General features: G+C 64.9%; 25 protein-coding genes. 19 read left to right on the top strand and 6 right to left on the bottom strand.

Annotation, left to right across the window (positions count from 1 at the left end):
* Positions 1 to 5 precede the first annotated feature (5 nt).
* From mreD to PQU89_RS08765, 3 genes are all read right to left on the bottom strand, one after another.
* A complete protein-coding gene (gene mreD, locus PQU89_RS08775; protein WP_047965917.1) occupies positions 6 to 509 on the bottom strand; it encodes a rod shape-determining protein MreD in 504 nt (167 codons plus the stop codon).
* A gap of 67 nt (positions 510 to 576) precedes the next feature.
* Entirely contained in the window at positions 577 to 1,470 is an 894-nt protein-coding gene (mreC, locus tag PQU89_RS08770; RefSeq protein ID WP_272765477.1) for a rod shape-determining protein MreC, read from the bottom strand.
* 44 nt (positions 1,471 to 1,514) lie between these two features.
* Positions 1,515 to 2,558, bottom strand: coding sequence for a rod shape-determining protein (locus PQU89_RS08765; protein WP_255908014.1), 1,044 nt, complete (start codon positions 2,556 to 2,558; stop codon positions 1,515 to 1,517).
* A gap of 215 nt (positions 2,559 to 2,773) precedes the next feature.
* Between PQU89_RS08765 and gatC the strand changes: the two genes are divergently transcribed.
* The 19 genes from gatC (at position 2,774) to lpxC (ending at position 24,052) form a co-directional block, all read left to right on the top strand.
* On the top strand, positions 2,774 to 3,061 hold the full coding sequence (gene gatC, locus PQU89_RS08760; RefSeq protein ID WP_047965920.1) for an Asp-tRNA(Asn)/Glu-tRNA(Gln) amidotransferase subunit GatC: 288 nt from the start codon (positions 2,774 to 2,776) through the stop codon (positions 3,059 to 3,061).
* Between the two features lie 73 nt (positions 3,062 to 3,134).
* Positions 3,135 to 4,586, top strand: coding sequence for an Asp-tRNA(Asn)/Glu-tRNA(Gln) amidotransferase subunit GatA (gene gatA / locus PQU89_RS08755; protein WP_272765476.1), 1,452 nt, complete (start codon positions 3,135 to 3,137; stop codon positions 4,584 to 4,586).
* A 67-nt stretch (positions 4,587 to 4,653) separates the two neighbouring features.
* The gene (gatB, locus tag PQU89_RS08750) at positions 4,654 to 6,081 is read left to right on the top strand and encodes an Asp-tRNA(Asn)/Glu-tRNA(Gln) amidotransferase subunit GatB (RefSeq protein ID WP_272765475.1); all 1,428 of its coding nucleotides are present in this window, start codon (positions 4,654 to 4,656) and stop codon (positions 6,079 to 6,081) included.
* 293 nt (positions 6,082 to 6,374) lie between these two features.
* Positions 6,375 to 6,821 carry a division/cell wall cluster transcriptional repressor MraZ gene (mraZ, locus tag PQU89_RS08745; protein WP_272765474.1) on the top strand — a complete coding sequence of 149 codons (447 nt, stop codon included), beginning with the start codon at positions 6,375 to 6,377 and terminating at the stop codon, positions 6,819 to 6,821.
* Complete coding sequence (gene rsmH, locus PQU89_RS08740) at positions 6,818 to 7,777, top strand: 16S rRNA (cytosine(1402)-N(4))-methyltransferase RsmH (protein WP_120810237.1); 960 nt, start codon at positions 6,818 to 6,820, stop codon at positions 7,775 to 7,777. The genes mraZ and rsmH overlap by 4 nt, the downstream gene beginning before the upstream one ends.
* Positions 7,774 to 8,052 carry a cell division protein FtsL gene (gene ftsL, locus PQU89_RS08735; RefSeq protein ID WP_082133628.1) on the top strand — a complete coding sequence of 93 codons (279 nt, stop codon included), beginning with the start codon at positions 7,774 to 7,776 and terminating at the stop codon, positions 8,050 to 8,052. The genes rsmH and ftsL overlap by 4 nt, the downstream gene beginning before the upstream one ends.
* Complete coding sequence (locus PQU89_RS08730) at positions 8,049 to 9,803, top strand: peptidoglycan D,D-transpeptidase FtsI family protein (protein ID WP_272765473.1); 1,755 nt, start codon at positions 8,049 to 8,051, stop codon at positions 9,801 to 9,803. Before ftsL ends, PQU89_RS08730 begins: the two co-directional genes overlap by 4 nt.
* The gene (locus PQU89_RS08725) at positions 9,800 to 11,287 is read left to right on the top strand and encodes a UDP-N-acetylmuramoyl-L-alanyl-D-glutamate--2,6-diaminopimelate ligase (RefSeq protein ID WP_272765472.1); all 1,488 of its coding nucleotides are present in this window, start codon (positions 9,800 to 9,802) and stop codon (positions 11,285 to 11,287) included. Before PQU89_RS08730 ends, PQU89_RS08725 begins: the two co-directional genes overlap by 4 nt.
* Positions 11,271 to 12,644 (top strand): UDP-N-acetylmuramoyl-tripeptide--D-alanyl-D-alanine ligase, encoded by a 1,374-nt coding sequence (locus tag PQU89_RS08720; RefSeq protein WP_272765471.1) that lies wholly within the window; start codon positions 11,271 to 11,273, stop codon positions 12,642 to 12,644. Before PQU89_RS08725 ends, PQU89_RS08720 begins: the two co-directional genes overlap by 17 nt.
* Before the next feature lie 5 nt (positions 12,645 to 12,649).
* Positions 12,650 to 13,732, top strand: a complete 1,083-nt coding sequence (gene mraY / locus PQU89_RS08715) for a phospho-N-acetylmuramoyl-pentapeptide-transferase (protein WP_373322802.1) — start codon at positions 12,650 to 12,652, stop codon at positions 13,730 to 13,732.
* Positions 13,733 to 13,744: 12 nt separating this feature from the next.
* Positions 13,745 to 15,112 (top strand): UDP-N-acetylmuramoyl-L-alanine--D-glutamate ligase, encoded by a 1,368-nt coding sequence (murD, locus tag PQU89_RS08710; RefSeq protein ID WP_272765469.1) that lies wholly within the window; start codon positions 13,745 to 13,747, stop codon positions 15,110 to 15,112.
* On the top strand, positions 15,112 to 16,275 hold the full coding sequence (ftsW, locus tag PQU89_RS08705; RefSeq protein ID WP_272765786.1) for a putative lipid II flippase FtsW: 1,164 nt from the start codon (positions 15,112 to 15,114) through the stop codon (positions 16,273 to 16,275). The genes murD and ftsW overlap by 1 nt, the downstream gene beginning before the upstream one ends.
* 75 nt (positions 16,276 to 16,350) lie before the next feature.
* Complete coding sequence (gene murG, locus PQU89_RS08700) at positions 16,351 to 17,442, top strand: undecaprenyldiphospho-muramoylpentapeptide beta-N-acetylglucosaminyltransferase (RefSeq protein WP_272765468.1); 1,092 nt, start codon at positions 16,351 to 16,353, stop codon at positions 17,440 to 17,442.
* A 38-nt stretch (positions 17,443 to 17,480) separates the two neighbouring features.
* Positions 17,481 to 18,875, top strand: a complete 1,395-nt coding sequence (murC, locus tag PQU89_RS08695) for a UDP-N-acetylmuramate--L-alanine ligase (RefSeq protein WP_272765467.1) — start codon at positions 17,481 to 17,483, stop codon at positions 18,873 to 18,875.
* Between the two features lie 50 nt (positions 18,876 to 18,925).
* Positions 18,926 to 19,837 carry a D-alanine--D-alanine ligase gene (locus PQU89_RS08690; protein WP_272765785.1) on the top strand — a complete coding sequence of 304 codons (912 nt, stop codon included), beginning with the start codon at positions 18,926 to 18,928 and terminating at the stop codon, positions 19,835 to 19,837.
* Positions 19,827 to 20,555, top strand: coding sequence for a cell division protein FtsQ/DivIB (locus PQU89_RS08685; RefSeq protein WP_047965933.1), 729 nt, complete (start codon positions 19,827 to 19,829; stop codon positions 20,553 to 20,555). Before PQU89_RS08690 ends, PQU89_RS08685 begins: the two co-directional genes overlap by 11 nt.
* 42 nt (positions 20,556 to 20,597) lie before the next feature.
* The gene (gene ftsA, locus PQU89_RS08680; protein ID WP_202902695.1) at positions 20,598 to 21,809 is read left to right on the top strand and encodes a cell division protein FtsA; all 1,212 of its coding nucleotides are present in this window, start codon (positions 20,598 to 20,600) and stop codon (positions 21,807 to 21,809) included.
* 48 nt (positions 21,810 to 21,857) lie between these two features.
* Positions 21,858 to 23,042, top strand: a complete 1,185-nt coding sequence (ftsZ, locus tag PQU89_RS08675) for a cell division protein FtsZ (protein ID WP_047965934.1) — start codon at positions 21,858 to 21,860, stop codon at positions 23,040 to 23,042.
* 98 nt (positions 23,043 to 23,140) lie between these two features.
* Positions 23,141 to 24,052 (top strand): UDP-3-O-acyl-N-acetylglucosamine deacetylase, encoded by a 912-nt coding sequence (gene lpxC, locus PQU89_RS08670; RefSeq protein ID WP_272765784.1) that lies wholly within the window; start codon positions 23,141 to 23,143, stop codon positions 24,050 to 24,052.
* 66 nt (positions 24,053 to 24,118) lie between these two features.
* Here lpxC and asd read toward each other — a convergent pair whose 3' ends face one another.
* The 3 genes from asd to PQU89_RS08655 form a co-directional block, all read right to left on the bottom strand.
* On the bottom strand, positions 24,119 to 24,964 hold the full coding sequence (gene asd / locus PQU89_RS08665; protein ID WP_272765466.1) for an archaetidylserine decarboxylase: 846 nt from the start codon (positions 24,962 to 24,964) through the stop codon (positions 24,119 to 24,121).
* A gap of 95 nt (positions 24,965 to 25,059) precedes the next feature.
* Positions 25,060 to 25,965, bottom strand: a complete 906-nt coding sequence (locus PQU89_RS08660) for a DMT family transporter (protein WP_272765465.1) — start codon at positions 25,963 to 25,965, stop codon at positions 25,060 to 25,062.
* A gap of 12 nt (positions 25,966 to 25,977) precedes the next feature.
* Positions 25,978 to 26,511: a CNP1-like family protein gene (locus PQU89_RS08655; protein ID WP_272765464.1), complete on the bottom strand. Its 534-nt coding sequence runs from the start codon at positions 26,509 to 26,511 to the stop codon at positions 25,978 to 25,980.
* Positions 26,512 to 26,513: the final 2 nt, after the last annotated feature.

Below are 26,513 nucleotides of genomic sequence, written 5' to 3'. Positions count from 1 at the left end.
GGCGCTTAGTGCCGTTCGCTACGGTAGGGCAGCAGCATCAGCTTGGTCAGCAGCGGCCACAGCAGGGCGCCGATCAGGGCCGGCAGGAAATAGCCGAGGCCGGGCAGCGAGGCGCCGACGCTCCAGCGCGCGACCGCCATCAGCAGCTGGATCAGCATCATCAGCACCAGGATCACCAGCGTCTGCTGGCCAAGGTTGAACATCACCAGCTGCTGCTGGCGCAGCAGGATCAGGTAGGCTCCGACGGAGTAGGCCAGCGCGTGCTGGCCGAACATGCTGGTCGACACCACGTCGGCCAAGAGGCCGATGCCGAAGGCCATGCCGATGCCGATGCGCCGTGGCTGGTTCACGCTCCAGTACAGGATCAGCAGTGCGACGAAGTCGGGCAGCCAGCGGTTGGAGCCTTGCGGCAAGGGCAGCAGCTCCAGCGCCAGCGCGACGACGAAGGTCAGCGTGATGAAGCGGCGCTTGACCGGCTTGAGCAGTTCTTGCGGGCGATCGTAGTTCATGATGGTCGGGACTGACGGCAATGGCGCAGCTGGACACGGCCGCTGCCGGGGTGGAGGGCATCACGCATCATGGCGATTTCTTGTCGGTCTTGGCGGCGTCGGCCGGCGGTACTACCGGCGGCGCGGCCGGCAGGCGGCGGTTGGGCATGATCACCACGAAGCGGCTGGACTGCACGCCGGCGATCACCTCGCTGCGCACGCGGGCAAAGGCGGCGCCGCCAAGGCGGTCGATCTGTTTCACCCGCGCCACCGGAATGCCCTGCAGGTAGACGCCGTCGACGCCGGAGGTGACCAGCAGGTCATTGTCGCGGATGTCGGTGCTGATCGGCAGGTAGCGCACTTCCACGCCGCCGCCAAAGCCGTACAGCAGCGCGCGATGGCCGGTACGCTCGATCATTACCGGCACGATGTAGTGGCGGTTGATCACCTGGGTGACCTCGGCGCTCAGCGGTTGCACGCGGGTTACCTGGCCGATGAGGCCGTTCTCGTCGATCACCGCCTGGCCGCTGGCGATGCCGCTGCTGCTGCCCTTGTCGATGATCAGGCGATAGGAAAACGGATCGCGCCCGGTGTACAGCACCTCGGCCACCACGCCGGCATGCGACGGCTGTGCCGCCAGCGCATTGAGCTGGCGCAGCTGCTGCAGCTCCTTCTCCAGCGATGACATGCGCATCAGGTGCGAGGACTGGATCAGGTCGCGTTCGCGCAGCGCGTCGTTCTCGCGCTTCAGTGCTGCCTGCGCGGTAAAGAAGTCGCCGACCTGCATGGTGAGGTTGAGCGGCACGTTGGCCGCACGCTGCAACGGGTAAAGCACCACGGAAATGGCGTCGCGCGCCTTTTCCATCAGGCCGTACTGGCTGTCGCCGATCAGCAGCGCCAGCGAGGTGAGCACGCACAGGAACAGGCGGCCGCCGGGCTGCAGGCCCTGGTTGGCAAAGCTGGGAGTGTTGGCAAAGTTCATGCAGCACAACGTCACCTCTTGCGAGGTGACGTCTGGTCAGGAAATCAGGGAACGCTGGTGAAAATGGTGCCGACCTTGTCCATTTTTTCCAGCGACTTGCCGGAGCCGCGTACCACGCAGGTCAGTGGCTCTTCGGCGATGAACACCGGCAGGCCGGTTTCCTCGGCCAGCAGGCGGTCGATGTCTTTCAGCAGCGCGCCGCCACCGGTCAGCACCATGCCCTTGTCGGCGATGTCGGCGCCTAGTTCCGGCGGGGTCTGTTCCAGCGCGATCTTCACCGCCGACACGATCTGGTTCAGCGGCTCGGTCAGCGCTTCCAGGATCTCGTTGCTGGACACGGTAAAGGCGCGCGGGATGCCCTCGGCCAGGTTGCGGCCCTTGACTTCCATTTCCTTCACTTCGGCGCCGGGGAAGGCGGAACCGATGGTTTTCTTGATTTCTTCGGCGGTGGCTTCGCCGATCAGCATGCCGTAGTTGCGACGGATGTAGTTGATGATGGCTTCATCAAACTTGTCGCCGCCGACGCGTACCGAATTGGAGTACACCACACCGCCCAGCGAGATCACGCCGACTTCGGTGGTGCCGCCGCCGATGTCGACCACCATCGAGCCGGTCGGCTCTTCCACCGGCAGGCCGGCGCCGATGGCGGCGGCCATGGTTTCCTCGATCAGCTCGACGCGGCGGGCACCGGCGGCTAGCGCCGAGTCCTTGATCGCGCGGCGCTCGACCTGGGTCGAGCCGCACGGCACGCAGATCACGATGCGCGGGCTGGCGGCGAAGAAGCGGTTGGGGGTGACCTTCTTGATGAACTGCTTCAGCATCTGCTCGGTGACGGTGAAGTCGGCGATCACGCCGTCCTTCATCGGGCGGATGGCCTGGATGCTGCCCGGGGTGCGCCCCAGCATTTTCTTGGCTTCGAGGCCGACGGCCAGGATCGATTTCTTGTTGCTGGGGATATCGTTGTGAATGGCGACCACCGACGGTTCGTCCAGCACGATGCCCTTGTTGCGCATGTAGATCAGGGTGTTGGCAGTACCGAGGTCGATAGCCAAGTCATTGGAGAAGTATCCGGTGAGCGAGCGGAGCATGGGGGTCGGTCCTGAAATGTTTTTTGAACGTTGCCTTATCGAAAACGACGGCACGCGTAATTAAATCGTGTTTGGGACAGGGCGGACAGGTAAAGATTCACTGTCCGCAGCGGTCCCGGTTGCCAAGCAGGTCTGGCCCCTTGGTTCTTGGGCTAATGTAACCAATTATGATACCCTACAACGCTTGAAATATTAAAGATTTTGACGAGGACGCCATGTCGTTGAGCCATCAGGATGTTGCACGTATTGCGCGCCTGTCCCGCATCGCGGTAACAGACGCCGAAATCGACGCGGTAAACCGCCAGTTGAACAGTATTCTCGGCCTGATCGAGCAGATGCAGGCGGTCAATACCGACGGCATCGAGCCGATGGCGCACCCGCAGGATGTATCGCTGCGCCTGCGCGAAGACGTTGTCACCGAGCCGAACCGGCGCGAGGCGTGCCAGGCGGTGGCGCCGCAGGTGGAAAAAGGCCTGTTCCTGGTGCCGAAAGTCATCGAATAAGCCGCTGCGGCCAACCTTTGCCGCATCTGCCCTGCCACCGAGGCGGGCCTTCTCTACGGAAGCTCTCTACACGATGATTCACGCTACGCTAAAACAATTGTCGCAACAGCTGGCCGACAAGCAGGTTTCTGCCGTCGAGCTGGCCACCGAATACCTGCAGCGCATCGACGCGCTCAACCCGCAGCTCAATGCCTTCATCACCGTTGACCGCGACAAGACCCTGCTCGAGGCCGCCGCCGCCGACGCGCGCCGTGCCGCCGGTACCGCCGGGCTGCTGACCGGGGCGCCGATCGCGCACAAGGACATCTTCTGCCAGCAGGGCTGGAAGACCAGCTGCGGCTCGAAGATGCTCGACAACTTCATTTCGCCCTACGACGCGCACGTGATCGAGCAGTGCCGTGCCGCCGGCCTGGTGACGCTGGGTCGCGCCAACATGGACGAGTTCGCGATGGGCTCGTCCAACGAGAACAGCTACTACGGCGCGGTGAAAAACCCGTGGGACCTGAACGCCATTCCAGGTGGCTCCTCCGGCGGTTCCGCCGCGGCTGTCGCCGCGCGGCTGGCGCCGGTAGCCACCGCCACCGACACCGGCGGCTCCATTCGCCAGCCGGCCAGCCACTGCGGCGTGACCGGCATCAAGCCGACCTACGGCGTGGTGTCGCGCTTCGGCATGGTCGCCTACGCCAGCTCGCTGGATCAGGGCGGGGTGATGGCGCAGACCGCCGAAGACTGCGCGCTGATGCTGAACGTGATCGCCGGCTTCGACGAGCGCGATTCCACCAGCCTGGAGCGCGCCCGCGAAGACTACAGTCGTGAGCTGGATAAGCCGCTGGCCGGCCTGCGGGTCGGCCTGCCGCGCGAGTACTTCGCCGACGGCCTCGCCGCCGACGTTGGCCGCATCATCGACAATGCCGTCGCCGAGCTGAAGAAGCTGGGCGCCGAGGTGGTGGAAGTGAGCCTGCCCAACACCCAGCTGTCGATCCCGGCCTACTACGTGATCGCGCCGGCGGAAGCCTCGGCCAACCTGTCGCGTTTCGATGGCGTGCGCTACGGCCATCGCGCCAGCGAGTACAAGGATCTGGTCGACATGTACGAGAAGTCGCGCGCCGAAGGCTTCGGCAGCGAGGTGAAGCGCCGCATCATGGTCGGCACCTATGTGCTCTCTCACGGCTACTACGACGCTTACTACATCAAGGCGCAGAAGATCCGCCGTCTGATCGCCGACGACTTCAAGGCCGCCTTTGCCGGCTGCGACGTGATCCTCGGCCCGGTGGCGCCGACCGCCGCCTTCAATCTGGGCGAAAAGTCCGGCGACCCGGTGCAGATGTACCTGTCCGACATCTACACGCTGTCGGTGAACCTCGCCGGTCTGCCGGCGATGAGCGTGCCGGCCGGCTTCAGCGACAACGGCCGCCCGGTCGGGCTGCAGATCATCGGCAACTACTTTGCCGAAGCCAAGATGCTGAACGTGGCGCACCAGTTCCAGCAGGCGACCGACTGGCACAGCAAGGCCCCGGCCCTGTAATTACGCGATCAACAAAGGTTGGCCGCAGTCTGCGGCCAAGCTTTAAAACAAGAAGGATTTTCCAAACATGAAATGGGAAGTCGTTATCGGTCTTGAGGTGCACGTGCAGCTCAACACCGTTTCCAAGATTTTCTCCGGCGCCAGCACCGCTTTCGGCGCCGAACCGAACACCCAGGCCTCGCTGGTGGAGCTGGCGCTGCCGGGCGTGCTGCCGGTACTGAACAAGGCGGTGGTGGAGAAGGCGATCCGCCTCGGCCTGGCGCTGGACGCCACCATCAACCAGAAGAACGTGTTCGCCCGCAAAAACTACTTCTACCCCGATCTGCCCAAGGGCTACCAGATCAGCCAGATGGAGCTGCCGATCGTCGAGCACGGCAAGCTGAACATCCTGGTCGGCGACGAGGAGAAGTCCATCCGCGTCACCCGCGCGCACATGGAAGAAGACGCCGGCAAGTCGCTGCATGAAGACTTCCACGGCATGACCGGCATCGACCTCAACCGCGCCGGCACGCCGCTGCTGGAGGTGGTGTCCGAGCCGGACATGCGCTCGGCGGAAGAGGCGGTCGCCTACGCCAAGGCGCTGCACACGCTGGTGACCTGGCTGGGCATCTGCGACGGCAACATGCAGGAAGGCAGCTTCCGCGTCGATGCCAACGTGTCGGTGCGGCCGTTCGGGCAGGCCGAATTCGGCACCCGCCGCGAGGTGAAGAACCTGAACTCGTTCCGCTTCCTGGAGCAGGCGATCAAGTACGAGACGCAGTGGCAGATCGAAACCATCGAAGACGGCGGCAAGGTGCAGCAGGCGACGGTGCTGTTCGATCCGGATTCCGGCGAAACGCGCATGATGCGCAGCAAGGAAGACGCGCACGACTACCGCTACTTCCCGGACCCGGACCTGCTGCCGGTGCGCATCAGCGACGAGCAGATCGCGCGCGTTCGTAGCGAGATGCCTGAGCTGCCGGCGCAGATGAAGGCGCGCTTTGTCGACGCTTTCGGTGTCACCCCGTACGACGCGGCGGTACTGACCGGCAGCCGCGCGCTAGCCACCTATTTCGAGGCGGTGGCGACGGCCTCCGGCCAGGGCAAGCTGGCCGCCAACTGGCTGGGTGGCGACGTTGCCGCGCGCCTCAACCGCGAAGGCAAGGACATCGCCGAGCTGCCGATTGATGCCGAACGCTTGTCCGGTCTCTTGGTGCGCATTGCCGACGGTACCTTGTCCAATAAGCTGGCCAAACAGGTATTTGATGCGATGTGGGACAGCGGGCTGTCTGCCGATGTCATCATCGAGCGCGACGGCCTGAAGCAGGTGTCCGATGCCGGCGCCATCGAGAAGATGGTGGAAGAGGTGCTGGCCGCCAACCCGAAAGCGGTAGAAGAATTCCGCGCCGGTAAGGAAAAGGCGCTCAACGCGCTGGCCGGGCAGGTGATGAAGGCGTCCAAAGGCAAGGCCAACCCGGCGCAGGTGCAGGAAATCCTGAAGCAGAAGCTGGCGTAAGCCTGTAAAAACAGCGGCCGCCCTGTATTTGGCAGGGCGGCCGCTGTTTTTTGTTTTGTGGTGCTGCTTGTCAATGGCATGACTTGACACTCTGCCTGCAGAGGATGCTGTAAGCCGCTGATTTCTCTTGTTTTCCCTTCGCTTTGACCTGCCCTAAGTCTTTGTCGCGAAAGGCGAAATGCCACAAATCAATATTGACCGGCTGATGTCGTTTCCCTATAGTGGCGAAAAGTGGGGCAATGTGGGTAATTGTGGAGTGTCAGCGCATTAATTTCAGGTGATGTGACAACAAAATGATCGGCGGCGTAAGCATTGTCTCTCTCGACAGCAAGGGGCGTCTGGCCATACCGGCCAAGCACCGGGAGACACTGTTGTCTGCGTTCGGCCATCGCCTGGTGATCACGCTGGAATCGTCCGAGCACCTGCTGTTGTACCCCGAAGCCAACTGGAAACCGGTGGAAGAGCGTTTGCTGAAGCTGCCGGCCGCCAATCCGGCCCTGAAGCGCTACCAGCGCCTGATGCTCGGCCACGCCGACCTGCTGGAGATGGATGCCGCCGGCCGCATCCTGCTACCGGCGCGGCTGCGCGAGCTGGTCAAGCTGGACAAGGACGTGGCGCTGGTGGGGATGGGTAACCGATTTGAATTGTGGGATGCCGCCCAGTGGGACGCGCAGACCGATGCTGCGCTGGAGCTTGATCCGGCCGAACTGGCGCAGCACCTTGGAGATTTCACACTTTGACCGACGCAGTTTTTGTTCACCGCACGGTGCTGCTCGACGAAGCCGTAGAGGCGCTCGCCATCCGCAAGGATGGCGTTTACGTTGATTGCACCTTCGGGCGCGGCGGCCACAGTCGCTTGATTCTGTCGCAGCTGGGCCCGACGGGCCGGCTGATCGCCTTCGACAAGGACCCGGAGGCGATTGCGGTCGCCACCGCACTGGCGGCCAGCGATGCCCGCTTTACCATCGTGCACAACGGCTTTGCCGCCTTTGCCGCCGAGCTGGACGCGCTGGGCGTGGCCCAGGTCGACGGCGTGCTGATGGATCTGGGGATTTCGTCCCCGCAAATTGACGACGGACGCCGCGGTTTCAGCTTCCGTTTTGACGCGCCGCTGGACATGCGCATGGATACCACCCGCGGCCAGACTGCCGCGCAGTGGCTGGCCACGGCTGACGAGGCGGATATTGCAGAGGTAATCAAGACTTATGGTGAAGAGCGGTTTGCTCGCAAGATCGCAGCAGCCATTGTTGCGCACAGGGCTGAACGTCCCCTCGAAACGACGCGTGAGCTCGCTGTGCTCGTTGGGAAAAACGTCCGTACTCGCGAACAAGGTCAGGACCCCGCGACGCGAACCTTCCAGGCGATCCGGATCTACATCAACCGCGAGCTGGACGAGCTGAAGGAAATCCTGCCGCAAACGGTGGCAAGGTTGGCCGCAGGCGGCCGCCTGGCGGTGATCAGCTTCCATTCTCTGGAAGACCGCATCGTGAAGAACTTCATTCGCGATGCCAGCACCACCGACAAGCTGCCGTCGTGGGTACCGGTGCGTGCCTGTGACATTCCCGAGGCGGCGATCAAGCCGGTGGGCAAGGCGATCCGCTGCAGCGAGGCGGAAGTGGCGGCCAACCCGCGTTCGCGTAGCGCGATCATGCGCGTGGCGCAGCGTATCGGCGGGCAGTGGCAGGGCACAGAGTGAGCCTTAACAAGCTGAATGCGGTACTGCTGCTGCTGTTGATCCTGTGTGCGATGTCGGTAGTGAGCTCCACCCACGTGGCACGCAAGCTGTATTACGAGCTGGAAAAAGAACAAAAGCTGGCACGCCAGCTGGATGTGGAGTACGGGCAGTTGACGCTGGAACAGAGCACCTGGGGCGCGCATGCGCTGATCGAGAAGACTGCCGCCGCGCGCCTGCAGATGCTGACGCCGAGCCAGCGCCAGGTGCATGTGATCACGCCTGAGGGCGTGCGATGAGCCGGGTGTACACGCCGCGTTACCAGCAGAACCTGAAGCCGGCGATGCGGCTGGCGCCGGGACGGGTCACCGTGGTGCTGTTGCTGTTGGGCGCGCTGCTGCTGGCATTGCTGGCACGGGCGATCTACCTGCAGGTGGTGCAGCAGGATTTCCTGCAGAACCAGGGCGATGCGCGCTTCCGCCGCACGCTGCTGCTGGAGGCCAACCGCGGCGAGATTACCGACCGCAACGGCGAGCCGCTGGCGATCAGCACCCCGGTGCAGTCGATCTGGGCCAGCCCGGTCGACATGGAGCTGGGCAAGGTGCCGGCCGCCAAGCTGCAGCAGCTGGCGCGGCTCTTGGAAATGCCGCTGGACGAAGTGAAACGCAAGCTGTCGGACAACAAGCGCGAGTTCGTCTACCTCAAGCGCCAGATCAGTCCGGCGCTGGCGCAGCAGGTGATGGCGCTGGAGATTCCGGGGGTGGCGAAGCAGCAGGAATTCCGCCGCTACTATCCGGCCGGCGAGATGCTGGCGCACGTGGTCGGCTTTACCGGCGTGGACGGCAAGGGGCAGGAAGGTTTCGAGCTGACGCGCGAGAAGATGCTCGCCGGCAAGCACGGCAGCCGCACGGTGCTGAAGGACCGCCGCGGCCACATCGTGGAAGACCTGGCGGTGATCGAGCCGCCGCGTGACGGCCAGACGCTGCAACTGTCGATCGACAAGCGCATTCAGTACCTCGCCTACCGCGAGCTGAAGGCAGCGATGGAAGTGAACAAGGCGAAAGCCGGCGGGGTGGTGGTGCTGGATGCCCGTACCGGCGAGGTGCTGGCACTGGCCAACACCCCGTCGTACAACCCGAACAACCGTGCGGTGCTGGAGCCGGAAATGCGGCGCAACCGCGCGGTGGTGGACATGTTCGAGCCCGGCTCGACCATGAAGCCGTTCCCGATCGCGATGGCGCTGGATGCCGGCAAGGTGACGCCGGACACGGTGTTCGACACCCAGACCTACCGCATCGGTCCGGCCACGGTGCGAGATACGCATCCGAAGCCGGTGATGACGGTGACGCAGATCATTCAGAAGTCGTCGAACGTCGGTTCGTCGAAGATGGCGGCGATGTTCTCGCCGGAGGATATGTGGACGTTTTACCGGCAGGCCGGCTTCGGGCAAAGCCCGCAAACCGGTTTTCCGGGTGAGAGTGCCGGTCGCCTGCGCGACTGGCAGAACTGGCGCCCGATCGAGCAGGCCACCATGTCGTTCGGTTATGGCGTCTCGGTCAGCCTGCTGCAGCTGGCGCGTTCGTACACGGTGTTTACCAACCGCGGCGCGCTGTTGCCGGTGTCGTTTACCCGTCTCGGGGCGCCGTTGCCGGGCAAGAGCCTGATCAAGCCGGAAACCGCGAAAAAGATGCGCGACATGATGGTGACGGTGACGGAAGAAGGCGGTACCGCGGTGCGCGCCCAAGTGCTGGGCTACCACGTTGGCGGCAAGTCCGGTACCGCGCGCAAGCTGGTCGGTGGCGCCTATGCGGCCAACAAGCACATCGGCCTGTTTGTCGGTTTTGCGCCGGCGACCACGCCACGGCTGATCGTGGCAATGATGATTGATGAACCGGGTGCCGGTGCCTACTACGGTGGTGCGGTGGCCGGGCCGGCGTTTTCCAACATCATGGCCGGCAGTTTGAGAATTCTGGGGGTCGAGCCGGATGCTCCCTCCAACAATACATTGATTCCGGAACACCAGATTTCGGAAGTGCGGGAAGAAACATGAAAACAAGCTTGATCGACTTGCCTGACTGGGACCCTGCCGTGTTGCAGGGTTTGGGCGTCGCCATTTCCCGCGTCGAGGCGGACAGCCGCCGCGTATTCCCCGGTGACGTGTTCCTCGCCTGCCGTGGCGAGTACAGCGACGGCCGCGACTTCATCGCCGCCGCGCTGGAAAAGGGCGCCGCCGCGGTGCTGTGGGATGACGCCGACGGCTTCGTCTGGAATCCGGCGTGGCAGGTCCCCAATCTGGCGGTGCCGCAGCTGCGCGAGCGCGCCGGCATCGTCGCCGCCCACGTCTACGGCTACCCCAGCCGCGACATGGCGGTGATCGGCATTACCGGCACCAACGGCAAGACCTCGATCTCGCACTGGCTGGCGCAGGCCTACGCGCTGCTGGGCGAGAAGGCGGCGCTGATCGGCACCGTCGGCAACGGCTTTTACGGCGCACTGACCGAAACCACCCACACCACGCCCGACCCGATCACCGTGCAGCAGAAGCTGGCGGAATACCGCCGCCAGGGTGCGCACATGGTGTCGATGGAGGTGTCCAGCCACGGTCTCGACCAGTTCCGCGTCAACGGCGTCAGCTTCCGCAGCGCGGTGTTCACCAACCTGACCCGCGACCACCTCGACTACCATGGCACGATGGAAGAGTACGGCGCCTCCAAGGCCAAGCTGTTCCACTGGCAGGGGCTGCAGCACGCGGTGATCAACGCCGACGACGCCTTCGGCCGCACGCTTGCCGCCGGCATCGATGCCAACACCCGGGTGATCAGCTACGGTCTGGAGCAGGGCGACGTGCGCCCGCTGAGCCTTGCGGCCAACCTTGACGGCCTGCAGCTGAGCGTCACCACGCCGTGGGGTGAGGCCGAGATCAAGAGCCCGTTGCTGGGCCGCTTCAATGCGGCCAACATGCTGGCCTGCCTCGCCGTACTGTGCGCCAATGGCGTCACCCTCGACGACGCCGCCCGCGTGCTGGGCAAGATCCAGCCGGCGCGAGGTCGCATGCAGCGCATCGGCAGCAGCCTGGAGCCGCTGGTGGTGGTCGACTACGCGCATACCCCGGATGCGCTGGAAAAGGCCTTGGCCACCCTGGCCGAGATCCGCCCCGCCGGCGGCAAGCTGTTCTGCGTGTTCGGCTGCGGTGGTGACCGCGACAAGGGCAAGCGCCCACTGATGGGCGAGATCGCCGAGCGCATCGCCGACGTGGCGGTGGTCACCAGCGACAACCCGCGCAGCGAAGACCCGCAGGCCATCGTCGCCGACATCCTGGCCGGCATGCAGGCGCCGGGCCACGTCGAAGCCGACCGCGCCGCGGCCATCCACTGGGCGGTCGCCCACGCCCGCGTCGGCGACGTGATCCTGATCGCCGGCAAGGGCCACGAGGAATACCAGGACATTGCCGGCGTGAAGCAGCCGTTCTCCGATTTCCGTGTCGCCGAAGACGCGCTCACCGCCTGGGGGGCCAACGATGCTGCCGCTGTCTGATGCCGCCGCCCTGTTGTCCGGCGAACTGCTCGGCAGCGATGCCAAGTTCCTGCGCGTGGTTACCGACAGCCGCACGGTGCAGGCCGGCGACCTGTTCGTGGCGCTGAAGGGCGACAATTTCGATGCGCACGATTTTGTGCCGGAAGTGCTGGCCAAGGGTGCGTTCGCGCTGGTGCGCCGCGACTATGCGGCTACTGCCGGCAGTGTGATCCGCGTCGACGACACCCGGCTGGCGCTGGGCACCCTGGCTGCCGCTTGGTGCGCGCGGCTGGACGTGAAGCGCATTGGCATCACCGGTTCCAACGGCAAGACCACGGTCAAGGAGATGGTGGCCGCCATCCTGCGTGCCCATGCCGGCAACGATGCCGTGCACGCCACCGCCGGCAACTTCAACAACGACATCGGCCTGCCGCTGACGCTGTTGGCGCTGCGCCCGGCGCACCGCTATGCGGTGATCGAGATGGGCATGAACCACTTCGGCGAGATCCGCTACCTGAGCGGCCTGACCCGGCCGCAGGTGGCGCTGGTCAATAACGCCATGCGCGCGCACCTGGGCGGCGGCTTTGACAGCACCGCCGACATTGCCCGTGCCAAGAGCGAAATCTTCGAAGGGCTGAGCGCTGACGGCGTCGCCATCATCAATGCCGACGACGCGCAGCAGGCGATCTTCGCCGTCGCCGCCGGCCAGCATCGCCAGTTGCGTTTCGGCCTGAGCGCTGCGGCCAACGTTCGTGCCCGCGACATCGTCGCCAGTGCGACCGGCAACTGTTTCACCCTGATTTGCCCGCAAGGCGAGCAGGCGATCGAGCTGCCGGCTGCCGGCGAACATAACGTGCGCAACGCGCTGGCCGCCGCCGCTGTGGCACTGGCACTGGAAGTGCCACTGGCCGCCATCGCCGCCGGCCTGGCCGCCTTTGCCGGCGTCAAGGGTCGCCTGCAGCTGAAGCCGGCCGCCTGTGGCGCCACCGTGATCGACGACAGCTACAACGCCAATCCGGATTCGATGAAGGCCGGCATCGACGTGCTGGCCGCCTACCCGGCACCGCGCGTGTTCGTGATGGGGCAGATCGGCGAGCTGGGCGACACCGCACCGGCACTGCACGCCGAAGTGGGCGCCCATGCCCGCGCCCGCGGCATCGAGCAGCTGCTGTGTCTGGGCGAGCTGAGCCGCCAGGCGGCCAACGCCTACGGTGCTGGCGCCGAGTATTTCGACGACATCGCCGCGCTGCTGGCGCGGCTGGATGCCGTGGTCACCCCGGCCAGCACGGTGCTGGTCAAGGGTTCGCGCTTCATGCGCATGGAACGGGTCGTTGCCCATCTGGTAACCCCACAACAACAAGAAAACGGGAAGGGCTAAACGTGCTGCTGTTACTGGCTGAACTGCTAAAGGACCACATCCGGGCTTTCAACGTCCTCAACTACGTCACGCTGCGCGCGGTGATGGCGGCGCTGACTTCGCTGGTGATCTCGCTGTGGCTGGGGCCGTGGGTGATCGCCAAACTGACCGAACTCAAGGTCGGCCAGGCGGTGCGCAGCGACGGCCCGCAGACGCATCTGGTGAAGACCGGCACCCCGACCATGGGCGGCACGCTGATCCTGCTGGCGATGAGCGTCACCACCCTGCTGTGGGCCGACCTTTCCAACCAGTACGTGTGGCTGCTGCTGGCGGTGACGCTGGGCACCGGCGCGCTGGGTTTCTACGATGACTGGCGCAAGGTGGTGTACAAGGATCCGAACGGGGTCTCCGCCCGCTTCAAGATGGCGTGGCAATCCACCGTCGCCATTGCCGCCGGCGTGTTCCTGATCACCACCGCCAAACTGCCGGCGTCCACCGAATTCATCATCCCGTTCTTCAAGAACGTGATCTATCCGCTGGGCGGCATCGGCTTTTGCGTGTTGACCTACTTCGTGATCGTCGGCACCTCCAACTCGGTCAACCTCACCGACGGCCTCGACGGCCTCGCCGCGCTGCCGGTGGTGATGGTGGCCGCGGGCCTGTCGATCTTCGCCTACGTCGCCGGCCACGCGGTGTTCTCCAAGTATCTGGGCATGCCTTTCGTGCCCGGCGCGCACGAGGTGGTGGTGTTCTGCGCCGCCATCTGTGGCGCCTGCTTGGGCTTCTTGTGGTTCAACGCCTATCCGGCGCAGGTGTTCATGGGCGACGTCGGCGCGCTGGCGCTGGGCGCCGCGCTGGGCACCGTGGCGGTGATCGTGCGCCAGGAAATCGTGCTGCTGATCATGGGCGGCCTGTTCGTGGTCGAGGCGCTGTCGGTGATGATCCAGGTGGCGTCGTTCAAGCTCACCGGCAAGCGCGTGTTCCGCATGGCGCCGCTGCATCACCACTATGAACTCAAAGGCTGGAAAGAGACCCAGGTGGTGGTTCGCTTCTGGATCATCACCATGATGCTGGTGCTGGCAGGTCTTGCCACGCTGAAACTGCGCTAAGGAAAGCTGACCATGGATCTGGCTAACCGTCACATCATCGTTATCGGCCTCGGCGACACCGGCGTGTCCGCCGCCCGCTGGCTGCTGGCGCACGGTGCGCGGGTGACGATGGCGGACAGCCGCGACAATCCGCCGAATGCGGCCGCCGTTGCGGCCAAGCTTGGCACGGTGCCGCTGCGCCTGGGCGCGTTCAGCGACGCCACCTTTGCCGACGCCGACATGCTGATGGTCAGCCCCGGCGTCAGCGTCCGCAGCCCGGCCATCGCCGCCTTCGCCGCCGCCGGCGGCGAGGTGGTCGGCGACGTGGAGCTGTGGGCGCGCGCCATTGCCGGTAGCGGCGCCCGGGTGATCGCCATCACCGGCTCCAACGGCAAGAGCACAGTCACCAGTCTGGTGGGGCATCTGTGCGAGGCCGCCGGGTTGGACACCGTGGTGTGCGGCAATATCGGTTTGCCGGTGCTGGACGCGCTGGCGGCGCGCGAAGCCGCCGGACGGGCGCCGGAGGTGTGGGTGGTGGAGCTGTCCAGCTTCCAGCTGGAAACCACGCACAGCCTGCGGGCGGACGCCGCCACGGTGCTGAACATCTCCGAAGACCATCTGGATCGTTACAACGACCTGCTCGATTACGCGCACAGCAAGACCGCCATCTTCAACGGTGACGGCGTGCAGGTGCTGAACCGTGACGACGTATTCTGCCGCGCGATGGTGCGCGCCGGACGACGGGTGGCGTGGTTCTCGCTGCGCGAGGACGCCGATTACGCATTGCAACAGACGGCTAGCCGTTATCAGCTGGTCATCGCCGGGCAGGCGCTGTTCGACTGCGCCGACATGCCGCTGCAAGGCCTGCACAACGCCGCCAACGCCTTGGCGGCACTGGCGTTGTGCGAGGCGATCGGCCTGGCGCGCGCACAGCTGCTGCCGGCACTGAAGACCTTCCGTGGTCTCGCGCACCGCGTCGAGTTCGTCGCCGAGTTCGGCGATGTAATGTACATCGACGACTCCAAGGGCACCAATGTCGGCGCCACCGAGGCGGCGCTGAACGGCATGACCCGCAAGGTGGTGCTGATCGCCGGCGGTGACGGCAAGGGCCAGGACTTTGCACCGCTGGCTACCGCCTGCGCCCGCATCGCCCGCGCGGTGGTCCTGATCGGCCGCGATGGCCCGCAGATCGGTGCCGCGCTGGCCGGCAGCGGCGTGCCGCTGGTGGCGTGCCAGACGCTGGAGGATGCCACCCGCGAGGCGGCCAGCCTGGCCCAGCCCGGTGACGTGGTGCTGCTGTCGCCGGCCTGTGCCAGCCTCGACATGTTCAAGAATTACGCGCATCGCGCCCAGGTGTTTGTCGACACCGTCGCGCAGCTGCAAGCGGAGCGCCTATCGTGATGCACGCCGCGCGCAGCCGCTACCACCACAGCACCGCCATCACCGTGATGGACGAGGCGCTGATGTGGGCGATTGCGCTGTTGCTGTCGGTCAGCCTGGTGATGGTGTTCTCGGCGTCAATTGCCAACGCCGAGGCCGATCCGGCGACCAACAGCCCGTACTTCTACCTGATGCGCCACATGGTGTTCATGGTGATCGGGCTGTCGGCGGCGGCAATGACCTTCATGATCCCGATGGCGTGGTGGCAGCAGTACGCGGGCAAGTTTTTCCTGTTCGCCGGCTTCCTGCTGGTGCTGGTGCTGATTCCCGGCATCGGCCGGGTGGTGAACGGCTCGCGGCGCTGGATCAACCTGATCGTGCTGAATTTCCAGCCGTCGGAAGTGATGAAGCTGGCGGCGGTGATCTACGCCGCCGACTACACCGTGCGCAAGGCGGCCAAGCTGCACAGTTTCAGCCAGGGTTTCCTGCCGATCCTGATGGCGATCGTGCTGGTGGCCTTCCTGCTGCTGGCGGAGCCGGACTTCGGCGCGCTGATGGTGGTGATGAGCATCACCATGGGCATCGTGTTCCTCGGCGGCATCAACCTGCGCATCTTTGCCGGGCTGGCGTTGATGGCGGTGGCGGCGATCGGCCTGCTGATCGTGACCTCGCCGTACCGGGTGAAGCGGGTGCTGGGTTTCCTCGATCCGTGGGAAGACCCGTACGGCAAGGGTTACCAGCTGTCGCACTCGCTGATCGCCATCGGCCGTGGCGAGTGGCTGGGCGTCGGCCTCGGCGGCAGCATCGAGAAGCTGTTCTACCTGCCGGAGGCACACACCGACTTCATCATGGCGGTGATCTCGGAGGAATTCGGTTTCATCGGCATCTGCGTGGTGCTGGGGCTGTATGCGTGGATTGTGCGGCGTGCCTTCCACATCGGCACCGAGGCGAAGAAGCTGGAACGCTACTACCCGTCGCTGGTGGCGCAGGGCATCGGTATCTGGCTGGGGATCCAGACCTTTTTCAACGTCGGCGTCAACATGGGCCTGCTGCCGACCAAGGGTCTGACCCTGCCGCTGATGTCCTTCGGCGGCTCGGCGATGCTGTGCAACCTCGCGTCGCTGGCGGTGCTGTTGCGGGTGGATTATGAAAACCGCCGCCTCATGCGAGGTTTCAAGGTTTAACGAATCACGTTGCGGCCAACGTTGGCCGCAATGGCAATGAATAACCGGCAGGTCCGGAGCAAGAGAAAGCAAGAGATGACAAAACGCACGGTGATGGTAATGGCGGCAGGCACGGGTGGACACATCGTCCCCGGCATCGCCGTTGCCCGCGAGCTGCAACAGCGCGGCTGGCAAGTGCTGTGGGTCGGCACCGAGCGTGGCATGGAAAACAAGCTGGTGCCGCCGACCGGCATCCCGCTGATCCGGCTGGCGTTCCACGGCGTGCGCGGCAAGGGACTACTGGGTTCGGTAAAAGGCGTGCTGCAGCTGGGGGCCGCCTTTGTGCGCAGCCTGAAGCTGATGTTCGAACACCGTCCGGACGTGATCCTCGGCATGGGCGGTTACGTGTGCCTGCCGACCGGTCTTGCCGGCGCGCTGCTGTGGAAGCCGCTGGTGATGGTCAACGCCGACGCCGGTCTGCTGCTGAGCAACAAGGCGCTGTTGCCGTTTGCCGATCATCTGGCCTGCGGCTTTGACGGTGAGGCTGCCAAGCTGAACAAGGCGGTGGTCACCGGCAACCCGGTGCGCGCCGAGATCGAGCAGATGACGCCGCCGGCCGAGCGCTTTGCCGGCCGTACTGGCCCGCTGCGCGTGCTGGTGGTCGGTGGCAGCCTGGGCGCCAAGGTGCTCAACGACACCCTGCCGCAGGCGCTGGCACTGCTGCCGGCCGAGGCGCGGCCGCTGTTGACGCACCAGACCGGCGACAAGAATTTCGATGCCGTGCAGCAGGCGTATGCCGCTGCCGGGCTGAAGGTTGGCCACGACATTACCTTGCTGCCGTTTATCGACAATATGGCGGCGCTGCTGGCCGACTGCGACGTGATCCTGTGCCGTGCCGGCGCGATCACCATCAGCGAACTGTGCGCCGCCGGCGTGCCCAGCATCCTGGTGCCGCTGGTGGTGTCCACCACCTCGCACCAGCGCGACAACGCGGCGTGGATGGCGGCCCATGGCGCGGCCATCCATCTGCCGCAACAAGACATGAATCCGCAGCAACTGGCCAGCCTGCTGGCGGGGCTGACCCGTCCGCAGCTTCTGCAGATGGCCAAACAGGCACGAACGCTGGCCAAGCCGGCCGCGGCGGCCAAAGTGGCCGACCTGTGCCAGGCGCTGGCGGATACCGAATAGGACTGGGCCTGGAGCGGGCCCGAGCAAGAGAAGACACCATGAAACATCGCGTCAAACACATACACTTTGTCGGCATCGGCGGCGTCGGCATGTGCGGCATCGCCGAGGTGCTGCTGAACCTGGGCTACACCGTGTCCGGTTCCGACATGGCCGACAACGCCGCCACCAAGCGCCTGACCGAGCAGGGCGCGCGCATCTTCTTTGGCCATGACGCCACCTACATCAAGGGTGCCGACGTGGTGGTGACCTCCACCGCGGTGAAGGCCGACAACCCGGAAGTGCAGGAAGCACAGGCCAACCACGTGCCGGTGATTCCGCGCGCGATGATGCTGGCCGAGCTGATGCGCTTCAAGCAGGGCATCGCCATCGCTGGCACCCACGGCAAGACCACCACCACCAGCCTGACCGCGTCGGTGCTGGGTGCGGCCAACCTTGACCCGACCTTCGTGATCGGCGGCAAGCTGACTGCGGCTGGCACCAATGCCCGCCTCGGCAGCGGCGACTACCTGGTGGCCGAGGCCGACGAATCGGACGCCTCCTTCCTCTATCTGCAGCCGGTGATGTCGGTGGTGACCAATATCGACGCCGACCACATGGACACCTACGACCACAGCTTCGACAAGCTGAAGCAGGCGTTCGTCGACTTCATCCACCACCTGCCGTTCTACGGCCGTGCCGTGCTGTGCGTCGACGACGAGCACGTGCGCAGCATCGTGCCGCAGCTGAAAAAACCGGTCACCACCTACGGTCTGGATGACAGCGCCGATGTCTACGCCGAAAACGTGGTCGCCGATGCCGGCCAGATGCACTTCGACGTGGTGGTGAAGGCCGACGGCCTGCGCTTCCCGGTGACGCTGAACATGCCGGGCCGCCACAACGTGCTCAACGCGCTGGCCGCCACCGCCATCGGTCTAGAGTGCGGCGCGGAGGTGGAAGCGATCCAGCGCGGTCTTGCCGAGTTTGCCGGTGTCGGTCGCCGCTTCCAGCGCTACGGCGAACTGCCGGCCAAGGATGGCGGCAGCTACACCCTGATCGACGACTACGGCCACCATCCGGTGGAAATGGCGGCGACGCTGGCCGCGGTGCGCGGCGCCTTCCCGCAGAAGCGGCTGGTGCTGGCGTTCCAACCACACCGCTACAGCCGTACCCGCGACCTGTTCGAGGACTTCGTCAAGGTATTGAACGGCGTCGACTGCCTGTTGCTGGCGGAAGTGTACGCCGCCGGCGAGGCACCGATCGTGGCGGCCGACGGCCGCGCGCTGACGCGGGCGGTACGGGTTGGCGGCAAGGTGGAGCCGGTGTTCGTCGAGCAGATCACCGACATGCCGCAGACCATCAGCGACATGGTGCGTGACGGTGACGTGGTGATCACCATGGGCGCCGGTTCCATCGGCGGCATCCCGGCCAAGCTGGTCGCGGCGAGCAAGGCATAACCTAGGACAAGGTTGGCCGCGTGCAGCTCACGCGGCAGCAAGGAAACATGATGAAGCAATTTGGCAAGGTGGCAGTGATCATGGGCGGCAGCTCCGCCGAGCGCGAAGTGTCGCTGATGAGCGGCAACGGCGTGCTGGCCGCGCTGCAGAGCAAGGGCGTCGATGCGCACAAGTTCGACCCGTCGGAAAAGCCGTTGTCGGCGCTGCAGACAGAAGGTTTTGCCCGCGTGTTCAACATCCTGCACGGCCCGTTCGGCGAGGACGGCACGCTGCAGGGCGCGCTGGAGAGCATGGCCATTCCCTATACCGGCTGCGGCGTGATGGCGTCGGCGATCTGTATGGACAAGTGGCGCACCAAGCTGCTGTGGAAGGGCGCCGGCCTGCCGATCCCGGATTTCGAGCTGCTGAGCGACGACAGCGATTTTGACGCCATCGAGGCCCGCCTCGGCCTGCCGATCTTCGTGAAGCCGTCCACCGAGGGCTCCAGCATCGGCGTCACCAAGGTGAAGGAACACGGTGGCTTGAAGGCGGCGTACGCCGAGGCGCGCCAGTACGACGATATCGTGATTGCCGAGCAGTTCATCGGCGGCGGCGAGTACACCTGCGCCATCATCGACGGCAAGGCCTACCCGACCATCAAGATCGAGCCGGCCACCGAGTACTACGACTACCAGGCCAAGTATTTCCGCGACGACACCGTCTATCGCTGCCCGTCCGGACTCGCGCCGGAGGTGGAGCAGCGCGCGCGTGAACTGGCGCTGCAGGCATTCCGCGTGCTGGGTTGCCGCGGCTGGGCGCGCATCGACTTCCTGATGGACGAAGCCGGCGGCATCTACCTGCTGGAAGCCAACACCAATCCGGGCATGACCAGCCATAGCCTAGTGCCGATGGCGGCGCGGGTCGAGGGGCTGTCCTACGAAGATCTGTGCGTACAGGTGCTGGCGGCAGCTCATGTGGGATAACCATGCGGTACTGCGCGCGCTGGCGAACATGCTGTTACTGGCCGCGCTGCTGATGTTGCTGTACAGCGCCGGGGTGTGGTTGACGCACTCGCCGCTGTTTCCGGTCAAGCGGATCGCGATTGGCGGCCAGTTCGTGAAGGTGACACCGGTGCAGTTGAAGTACATCGCGCAGCACGAGCTGTCCGGCACCTTCTTCACGCTGGACATCAACAAGACGCGCGGTGCGTTCGAGAAGCTGCCGTGGGTGCGCGAGGCGCAGGTGAGGCGCACGTGGCCGGATCGCCTGCAGATCACCATCGCGGAACATGTCGCGGTGGCGCGCTGGGGCGAAAGCGGGCTGATCAGCAAGGAAGGCCGCTGGTTCGATGCGGCCAGTGACCAGCCGCTGCCGGTGCTGTTCGGGCCGGCGGGCAGTGAAAAGGAAATGGTACAGGCCCTGCACACGTTCGGGCCGGTACTGGCACAGGCCAGGCTGAAAGTGCGGCAATTGTGGTTGAGCGAGCGCCGCGCCTGGAAGATGGAACTGGATAACGGGGTAATGCTGGAGCTGGGACGTGGCCCGGTGAAGGAGCGGTTGGCGCGGTTTGTCGAATACTGGCCGCGCAGCCTGGCCACCATGCCGTATCGCATCGAGTACATCGACCTGCGTTACCCCAATGGATTTGCCGTGAAGATGCCGGAATACCAGGCAAGCACGGCAACAGCAAACAAGCTTTGAGTGTTGGAGCGACAGGTGAGCAAACCTAAAGAAAGCAAGAACATGCTGGTCGGCCTGGATATCGGGACCTCGAAGATCGTCGCGATCGTTGCCGAGGTGCTGGAAGAGGGCCAGATCAACATCATCGGCATGGGCCAGGTGCCGTCGCGCGGCTTGAAGCGCGGCATGGTGGTCAACATCGAGTCCACGGTGCAGGCGATCCAGCGTGCGCTGGAAGAGGCCGAACTGATGGCCGACTGCAAGATCCACCAGGTGTTTACCGGCATCGCCGGCAGCCACATCAAGAGCGTCAATTCGCACGGCATGGTGGCGATCAAGGACCGCGAGGTGACGCCGATGGACATCGAGCGCGTGATCGAAACCGCGCGCGCGGTGACCATTCCGCCGGATCACCAGGTGCTGCACATCCTGACCCAGGAATACAGCATCGACGGTCAGGAAGGCGTGCGCGAGCCGCTGGGCATGAGCGGCGTGCGCCTGGAGGCCAAGGTGCACATCGTCACCGGCGCGGTATCCGCCGCGCAGAACGTGGCCAAGTGCGTGCGCCGCTGCGGGCTGGAAGTGTCCGACCTGGTGCTGCAGCCGATGGCGTCGGCGATGGCGGTGCTGTCCGAGGACGAGAAGGAACTCGGCGTCTGCCTGATCGACATCGGTGGCGGCACCACCGATATCGCGGTGTACACCAACGGTGCCATCCGCCATACCGCGGTGATCCCGATTGCCGGTGACCAGATCACCAACGACATCGCCATGGCGCTGCGTACCCCGACCAAGGAAGCGGAAGACATCAAGATCCAGCACGGCGTGGCGCTGGTGTCGCTGGCCGATGCCTCGCAGATGATTGAGGTTCCGGGCGTCGGCGAGCGCGGTCCGCGCCAGATGTCGCGCGCCACGCTGGCCGAAGTGATCGAGCCGCGGGTGGAAGAACTGTTCCAGCTGGTGCAGCAGGAGCTGCGCCGCAGCGGTTTCGAGGAAGTGTTGTCGTCCGGCATGGTGATTACCGGCGGCGCCAGCCTGATGCCGGGCATGGTCGAGCTGGCCGAGGAAGTGTTCCACATGCCGGTGCGTATCGGCGTGCCGAAGTATGTCGGCGGTCTGTCGGAAGTGGTGAAGAATCCGCGCTTCTCGACCGGCGTCGGCCTGTTGCAGTACGGCAAGGACCAGATGAATCCGCGCGCCCACCACAAGGTGGACGATGGCGGCGTAGGACAAATGTTTCAAAAAATGAAAGCCTGGTTTGCCGGAAATTTCTGAGCATGACCAGGGTCTCGGGTTCGCTCATCTTTTAACAGGAGAGAAAAAATGAGCATGGTATTCGAAGTAATGCAGGAAACCGCCTCCGAGGCGGTGATCAAGGTGATCGGTGTGGGTGGTGGCGGCTGCAACGCCATCGACAACATGATCGACAATCTGGTGAACGGCGTGGAATTCATCTGCGCCAACACCGATGCCCAGGCGCTGAAGCGCAACAAGGCCGCGCAAAAGCTGCAGCTGGGTAACAACCTGACCCGCGGTCTGGGTGCCGGTGCCAATCCGGAAGTTGGCCGCAGCGCCGCGCTGGAAGACCGCGAACGCATCGCCGAGATGCTGCGCGGCGCCAACATGGTGTTCGTGACCGCCGGCATGGGCGGCGGTACCGGCACCGGCGCCGCACCGGTGGTGGCGGAAGTGGCCAAGGAAATGGGCATCCTCACCGTCGGCGTGGTGACGCGTCCGTTCGATCACGAAGGCAAGCGCATGCGCGTCGCCAACGACGGCATCGAGCTGCTGAAGAAGCATGTCGATTCGTTGATCGTGATCCCGAACGAGAAGCTGATGGACGTGCTGGGTGACGACGTGTCGATGCGCGACGCCTTCCGCGCCGCCGACGACGTGCTCAAGGGCGCCGTCGCCGGGATCTCGGAAGTGATTACCTGCCCCGGCCTGATCAACGTCGACTTTGCCGACGTGCGTGCGGTAATGGGCGAAATGGGTCTGGCGATGATGGGTTCCGCCTTTGCCTCCGGCATCGACCGTGCCCGTGTCGCCGCCGAACAGGCCGTGGCCAGCCCGCTGCTGGACAACATCACGCTGGAAGGTGCCCGTGGCGTACTGGTGAACATCTCCACCGCGCCGGGTTGCCTGAAAATGAGCGAATACCGCGAAATCATGTCCATCATCCGCCAGTACGCCGACGATGATGCACAGGTGAAGTTCGGTACCGCCGAAGTGGAAGACATGCCGGAAGACACCATCCGCGTGACACTGATCGCGACCGGCCTGGGCCAGAAGCCGCAGACCAGCCGTGACGAGCGCCCGGAATATATCAAGATCGTGAAGACCGGCACCGACAATATCGCGATGGAAGTGGACTACAACGAGCTGGGCAACACCCCGGCCGTGATGCGTAGCCGCAACCGCCGTGCCACCGGTGCCGCCGACTTCTCCGATCCGTCGGTCAGCGAGTCGTTCGACATCCCGGCCTTCCTGCGCAAGCAGGCGGACTGATAGCGCAGACCTATAGTCGGTATCCGGTCAATCAATAAAGTACTAGCGTGAGCTGTGCTAGAATCGGTGTCACTGTAACGGCTTGAAAGCATGTGATGATTTTGCAGCGCACCTTGAAAAAAGCGATCAGCGCGACCGGCGTTGGCCTGCATTCGGGGGAAAGGGTGAAGCTGACCCTGAACCCGGCGGCGCCCGACACCGGTATCGTGTTTCGCCGTACCGACCTGCCCGAGCCGGTCAGTGTCAAAGTGCATCCTTCGCTGGTGAACGATACGCGCCTCTCCTCGACGCTGGTCTCCGAGACCGGCGTGCGTATCGGCACCATCGAACACCTGATGTCCGCTTTTGCAGGGCTGGGCATCGATAACCTGCTGATCGACGTCACCGCGGCGGAGATGCCCATCATGGATGGCTCCGCCGCGCCGTTCATCTTCCTGTTGCAAAGCGCCGGCATCGTCGATCAGGCGCAGCCGAAGCGCTTCATCCGCGTCAAGCAGCTGGTCGAGGTGGTGGAAGGCGACAAGTGGGTGCGACTGGCACCGCACGACGGCTTCAGTGTCGAGCTGTCGATCGAGTTCAACCATCCGGCGTTCAACCGTGCGCCGCAGACGGTGCACATCGATTTCGCCAACCGTTCCTACATCGACGAAATCAGCCGCGCGCGCACCTTCGGCTTCATGCACGAGGTCGAGTACATGCGCAGCCACGGTCTTGGCCGCGGCGGCAACCTCAACAACGCCATCGTGATCGACGACGAGTACGTGCTCAACCCGGAAGGGCTGCGTTTTCCGGACGAGTTCGTGCGCCACAAGATCCTCGATGCCATCGGTGACCTGTACATCGTCGGCCATCCGCTGATCGCCGCCTTCAGCGGCCACAAGTCCGGCCATGCGCTCAACAACAAGCTGTTGCGCGTGCTGCTGGATACCCCGGAGGCGTGGGAGTTCGTCAGCTTCGGCGACGAGCACGACGTGCCGTCCAGCTTCCACCGCCTGCCCGACGTGGTCTGAAGGTTGGCCGCATGAAAAACCGCGCTGCGAGTGATCGCCGCGCGGTTTTGCATTGGGCTGGTCGTCTTAGCGCGGCGTGCTCATCGCCTCGCCCAGGCGTACCGGCTTGCTCGGCAGCCAGGCCGGGTTGAACGTCATGCTGTGCTGCGGGAACAGCAGCACCACGGTGGAGCCGAGCAGGAAGCGACCCATTTCCTCACCCTGCTTGAGGGTGATGTCCTGGCCGGCGTAGGACCACTCGGTGACCTCGCTGCGACGCGGCGGATTGACTACGCCGTGCCAGCTGGTGGCCATGCTGCCGACCACGGTGGCGCCGACCAGGGTCAGCACCATAGTGCCGTGGGCGGTGTCGAACACGCACACCACGCGCTCGTTGCGGGCGAACAGGCCGGGTACGCCGCGTGCGGTGGTCGGGTTGACCGAGAACAGCGCGCCGGGCACGTAGATCATGCGCTGCAGCGTGCCGTCGCACGGCATGTGGATGCGGTGGTAGTCGCGCGGGCTGAGGTAGATGGTGGCGAACTGGCCATCGGCGAACTGGGCCGCCAGGCTGGCGTCGCCGCCGAGCAGTGCGGTGGTGGAGTAGTGGTGGCCCTTGGCCTGGAAGATCTGGTCCTGCGCGATGTGGCCGAACTGGCTGATGGCGCCGTCCACCGGGCAGGTCAGCGCCGCGTCCGCCTGCGGCCGCACGCCGTCGCGCAGCGCGCGGGTGAAGAAGGCATTGAAGGTGTCGTAGCTGGCGATGTCCGGATTGGCTGCTTCCGCCATGTTGACCTGGTAACGGCGCACGAACCAGCGGATCAGCCGCGTGGTGCGCTCGCCGCCACGGGCATTGGCAACCCGGCCGGCAAAGGCGGTCAGCGCCTGCTTGGGCAGCAGGTATTGCGGCAATACGGCAAGACGATCGGACACGATGACACCCTAATTCGAAAAAACAGCGGCAGATTATACCGGTGCCGCCGCGGCCGGCGGGAAAAACCGTGCTGCCGCGCGCGGCGGGCCGCGGGTTATTCGGTGAGCGTCAGCTCCGCCGGCTTGCGTTCGCGGCTGATTACCACCACCGCCGCTAGGATCAGCGCGCCGCCGGCCAGCTGCGACAGGGTGACGGCTTCATGCAGGAACACCGCCGCCAGCAGCACGGTGACCACCGGTTCCACCGTCGACAGCAGCGAGGCCTGGGTGGCGTCGGTTTTTTCCAGCCCGGCCAGGAACAGCGCGATGGCAATCACGGTGGAAATCAGCGCGATCAGCGCAATGGCCAGCACGCCGCTACCGCTCGCCGGCGGCTGCAGCCCCTGCAGGCTGACCACGATGCCATTGCACAGGGCCGCCGACAGCGTCACCACGCAGGCGGCCGCGAGCGGGTGGCCGCGCTCGCGCAGGCGGCTGCCGGCCAGGATGTACAGCGCGTAGATCAGCGCCGCGCCCAGCCCCAGCAGCAGGCCGCGCAGCGAGGTCGACCACTCCAGTCCGATGGTGACCGCCAGCCCGCCCAGCGCCAGCAGCAGTGCCAGCAGGCGGCGTCGGGTCAGCGGCTCGCCGAGCAGGCTGGAGAGCAGGATCACGATCACCGGGAACAGGTACAGCAGCAGCGCCACGGTGCCGGCCGAGGCGTAGTGCAGCGCATTGAAATAACAGGCCGACATGCCGGCGTAGCCGACTGCGCCCATCGCGATCAGCGTCAGCAGGCTGCGACCGCGCGGCCACGGCAGCCGTCGCAACAGCACCAACGGCAGCAACAGCAGCCCGGCCACCAGGAAGCGCAGGAACAGCAGGCTGCCGGTGCTGACACCGTCGGCGTAAGCCTGCTTGGCAAAGATCGCCATCGCGCCGAAGGCCACCGCGGAGAGCAGGATCTGGGCGGGGCCGAGCAGCTTGTGGCCGGGCGACAGGGTGGTGGCTGAGGCGGTCATGGCGGCATCCGTTTACTTTTTGCGCGGTCTGGCGTCCGGCTTGTTCAGGTTGGCGAGCAGCGCTTCGGCGCTGCGTGGCGCCAGGCCGTCCGGGCACAGGTTCTTCAGCATGGTCTGGCGGAAAGGATCGCCAAAGCTGGCCTTCTGCCATTTGGCCTTGGTCGACTCGATCCAGCGCTTGCCCTCGGTGTCGGCAAAACCGTAGCTGCGCAGGCTGCGCTCGTTGCAGTGCGCGCCTTCACGGCTGATGTTCTCCGCGCCCTTGCTGCTCAGCTGGCGCAGGCTGAAACGGGTGACGCCATCGCTGCCGAGCTGGATCGAGCCGGCGTCGATGAACACGCGCTGTTTGACCTCGCCTGGCATCTCGATCTCGCGCCAGTCGAAGCTGGCTGGATAGTCGATCAGCGGCACGCTGGCTTCCTGCCACGGGGCTTCTTCCTCGTACCAGTTCTGCTTGCTTTGGACTGGGCGGTCTTTACCCAGGGCGCCGGCCAGTGCAAGGTTGGCCGCAACGGCGATGACAAGGGCAGGGGCAAGGTATTTCACGA

This window comes from Vogesella indigofera, from assembly GCF_028548395.1.
In the GTDB taxonomy this organism is placed as follows: domain Bacteria; phylum Pseudomonadota; class Gammaproteobacteria; order Burkholderiales; family Chromobacteriaceae; genus Vogesella; species Vogesella indigofera_A.
The sequence above is the reverse complement of the archived record's forward strand: the minus strand, read 5'-3'. Positions and strand labels throughout refer to the sequence as shown.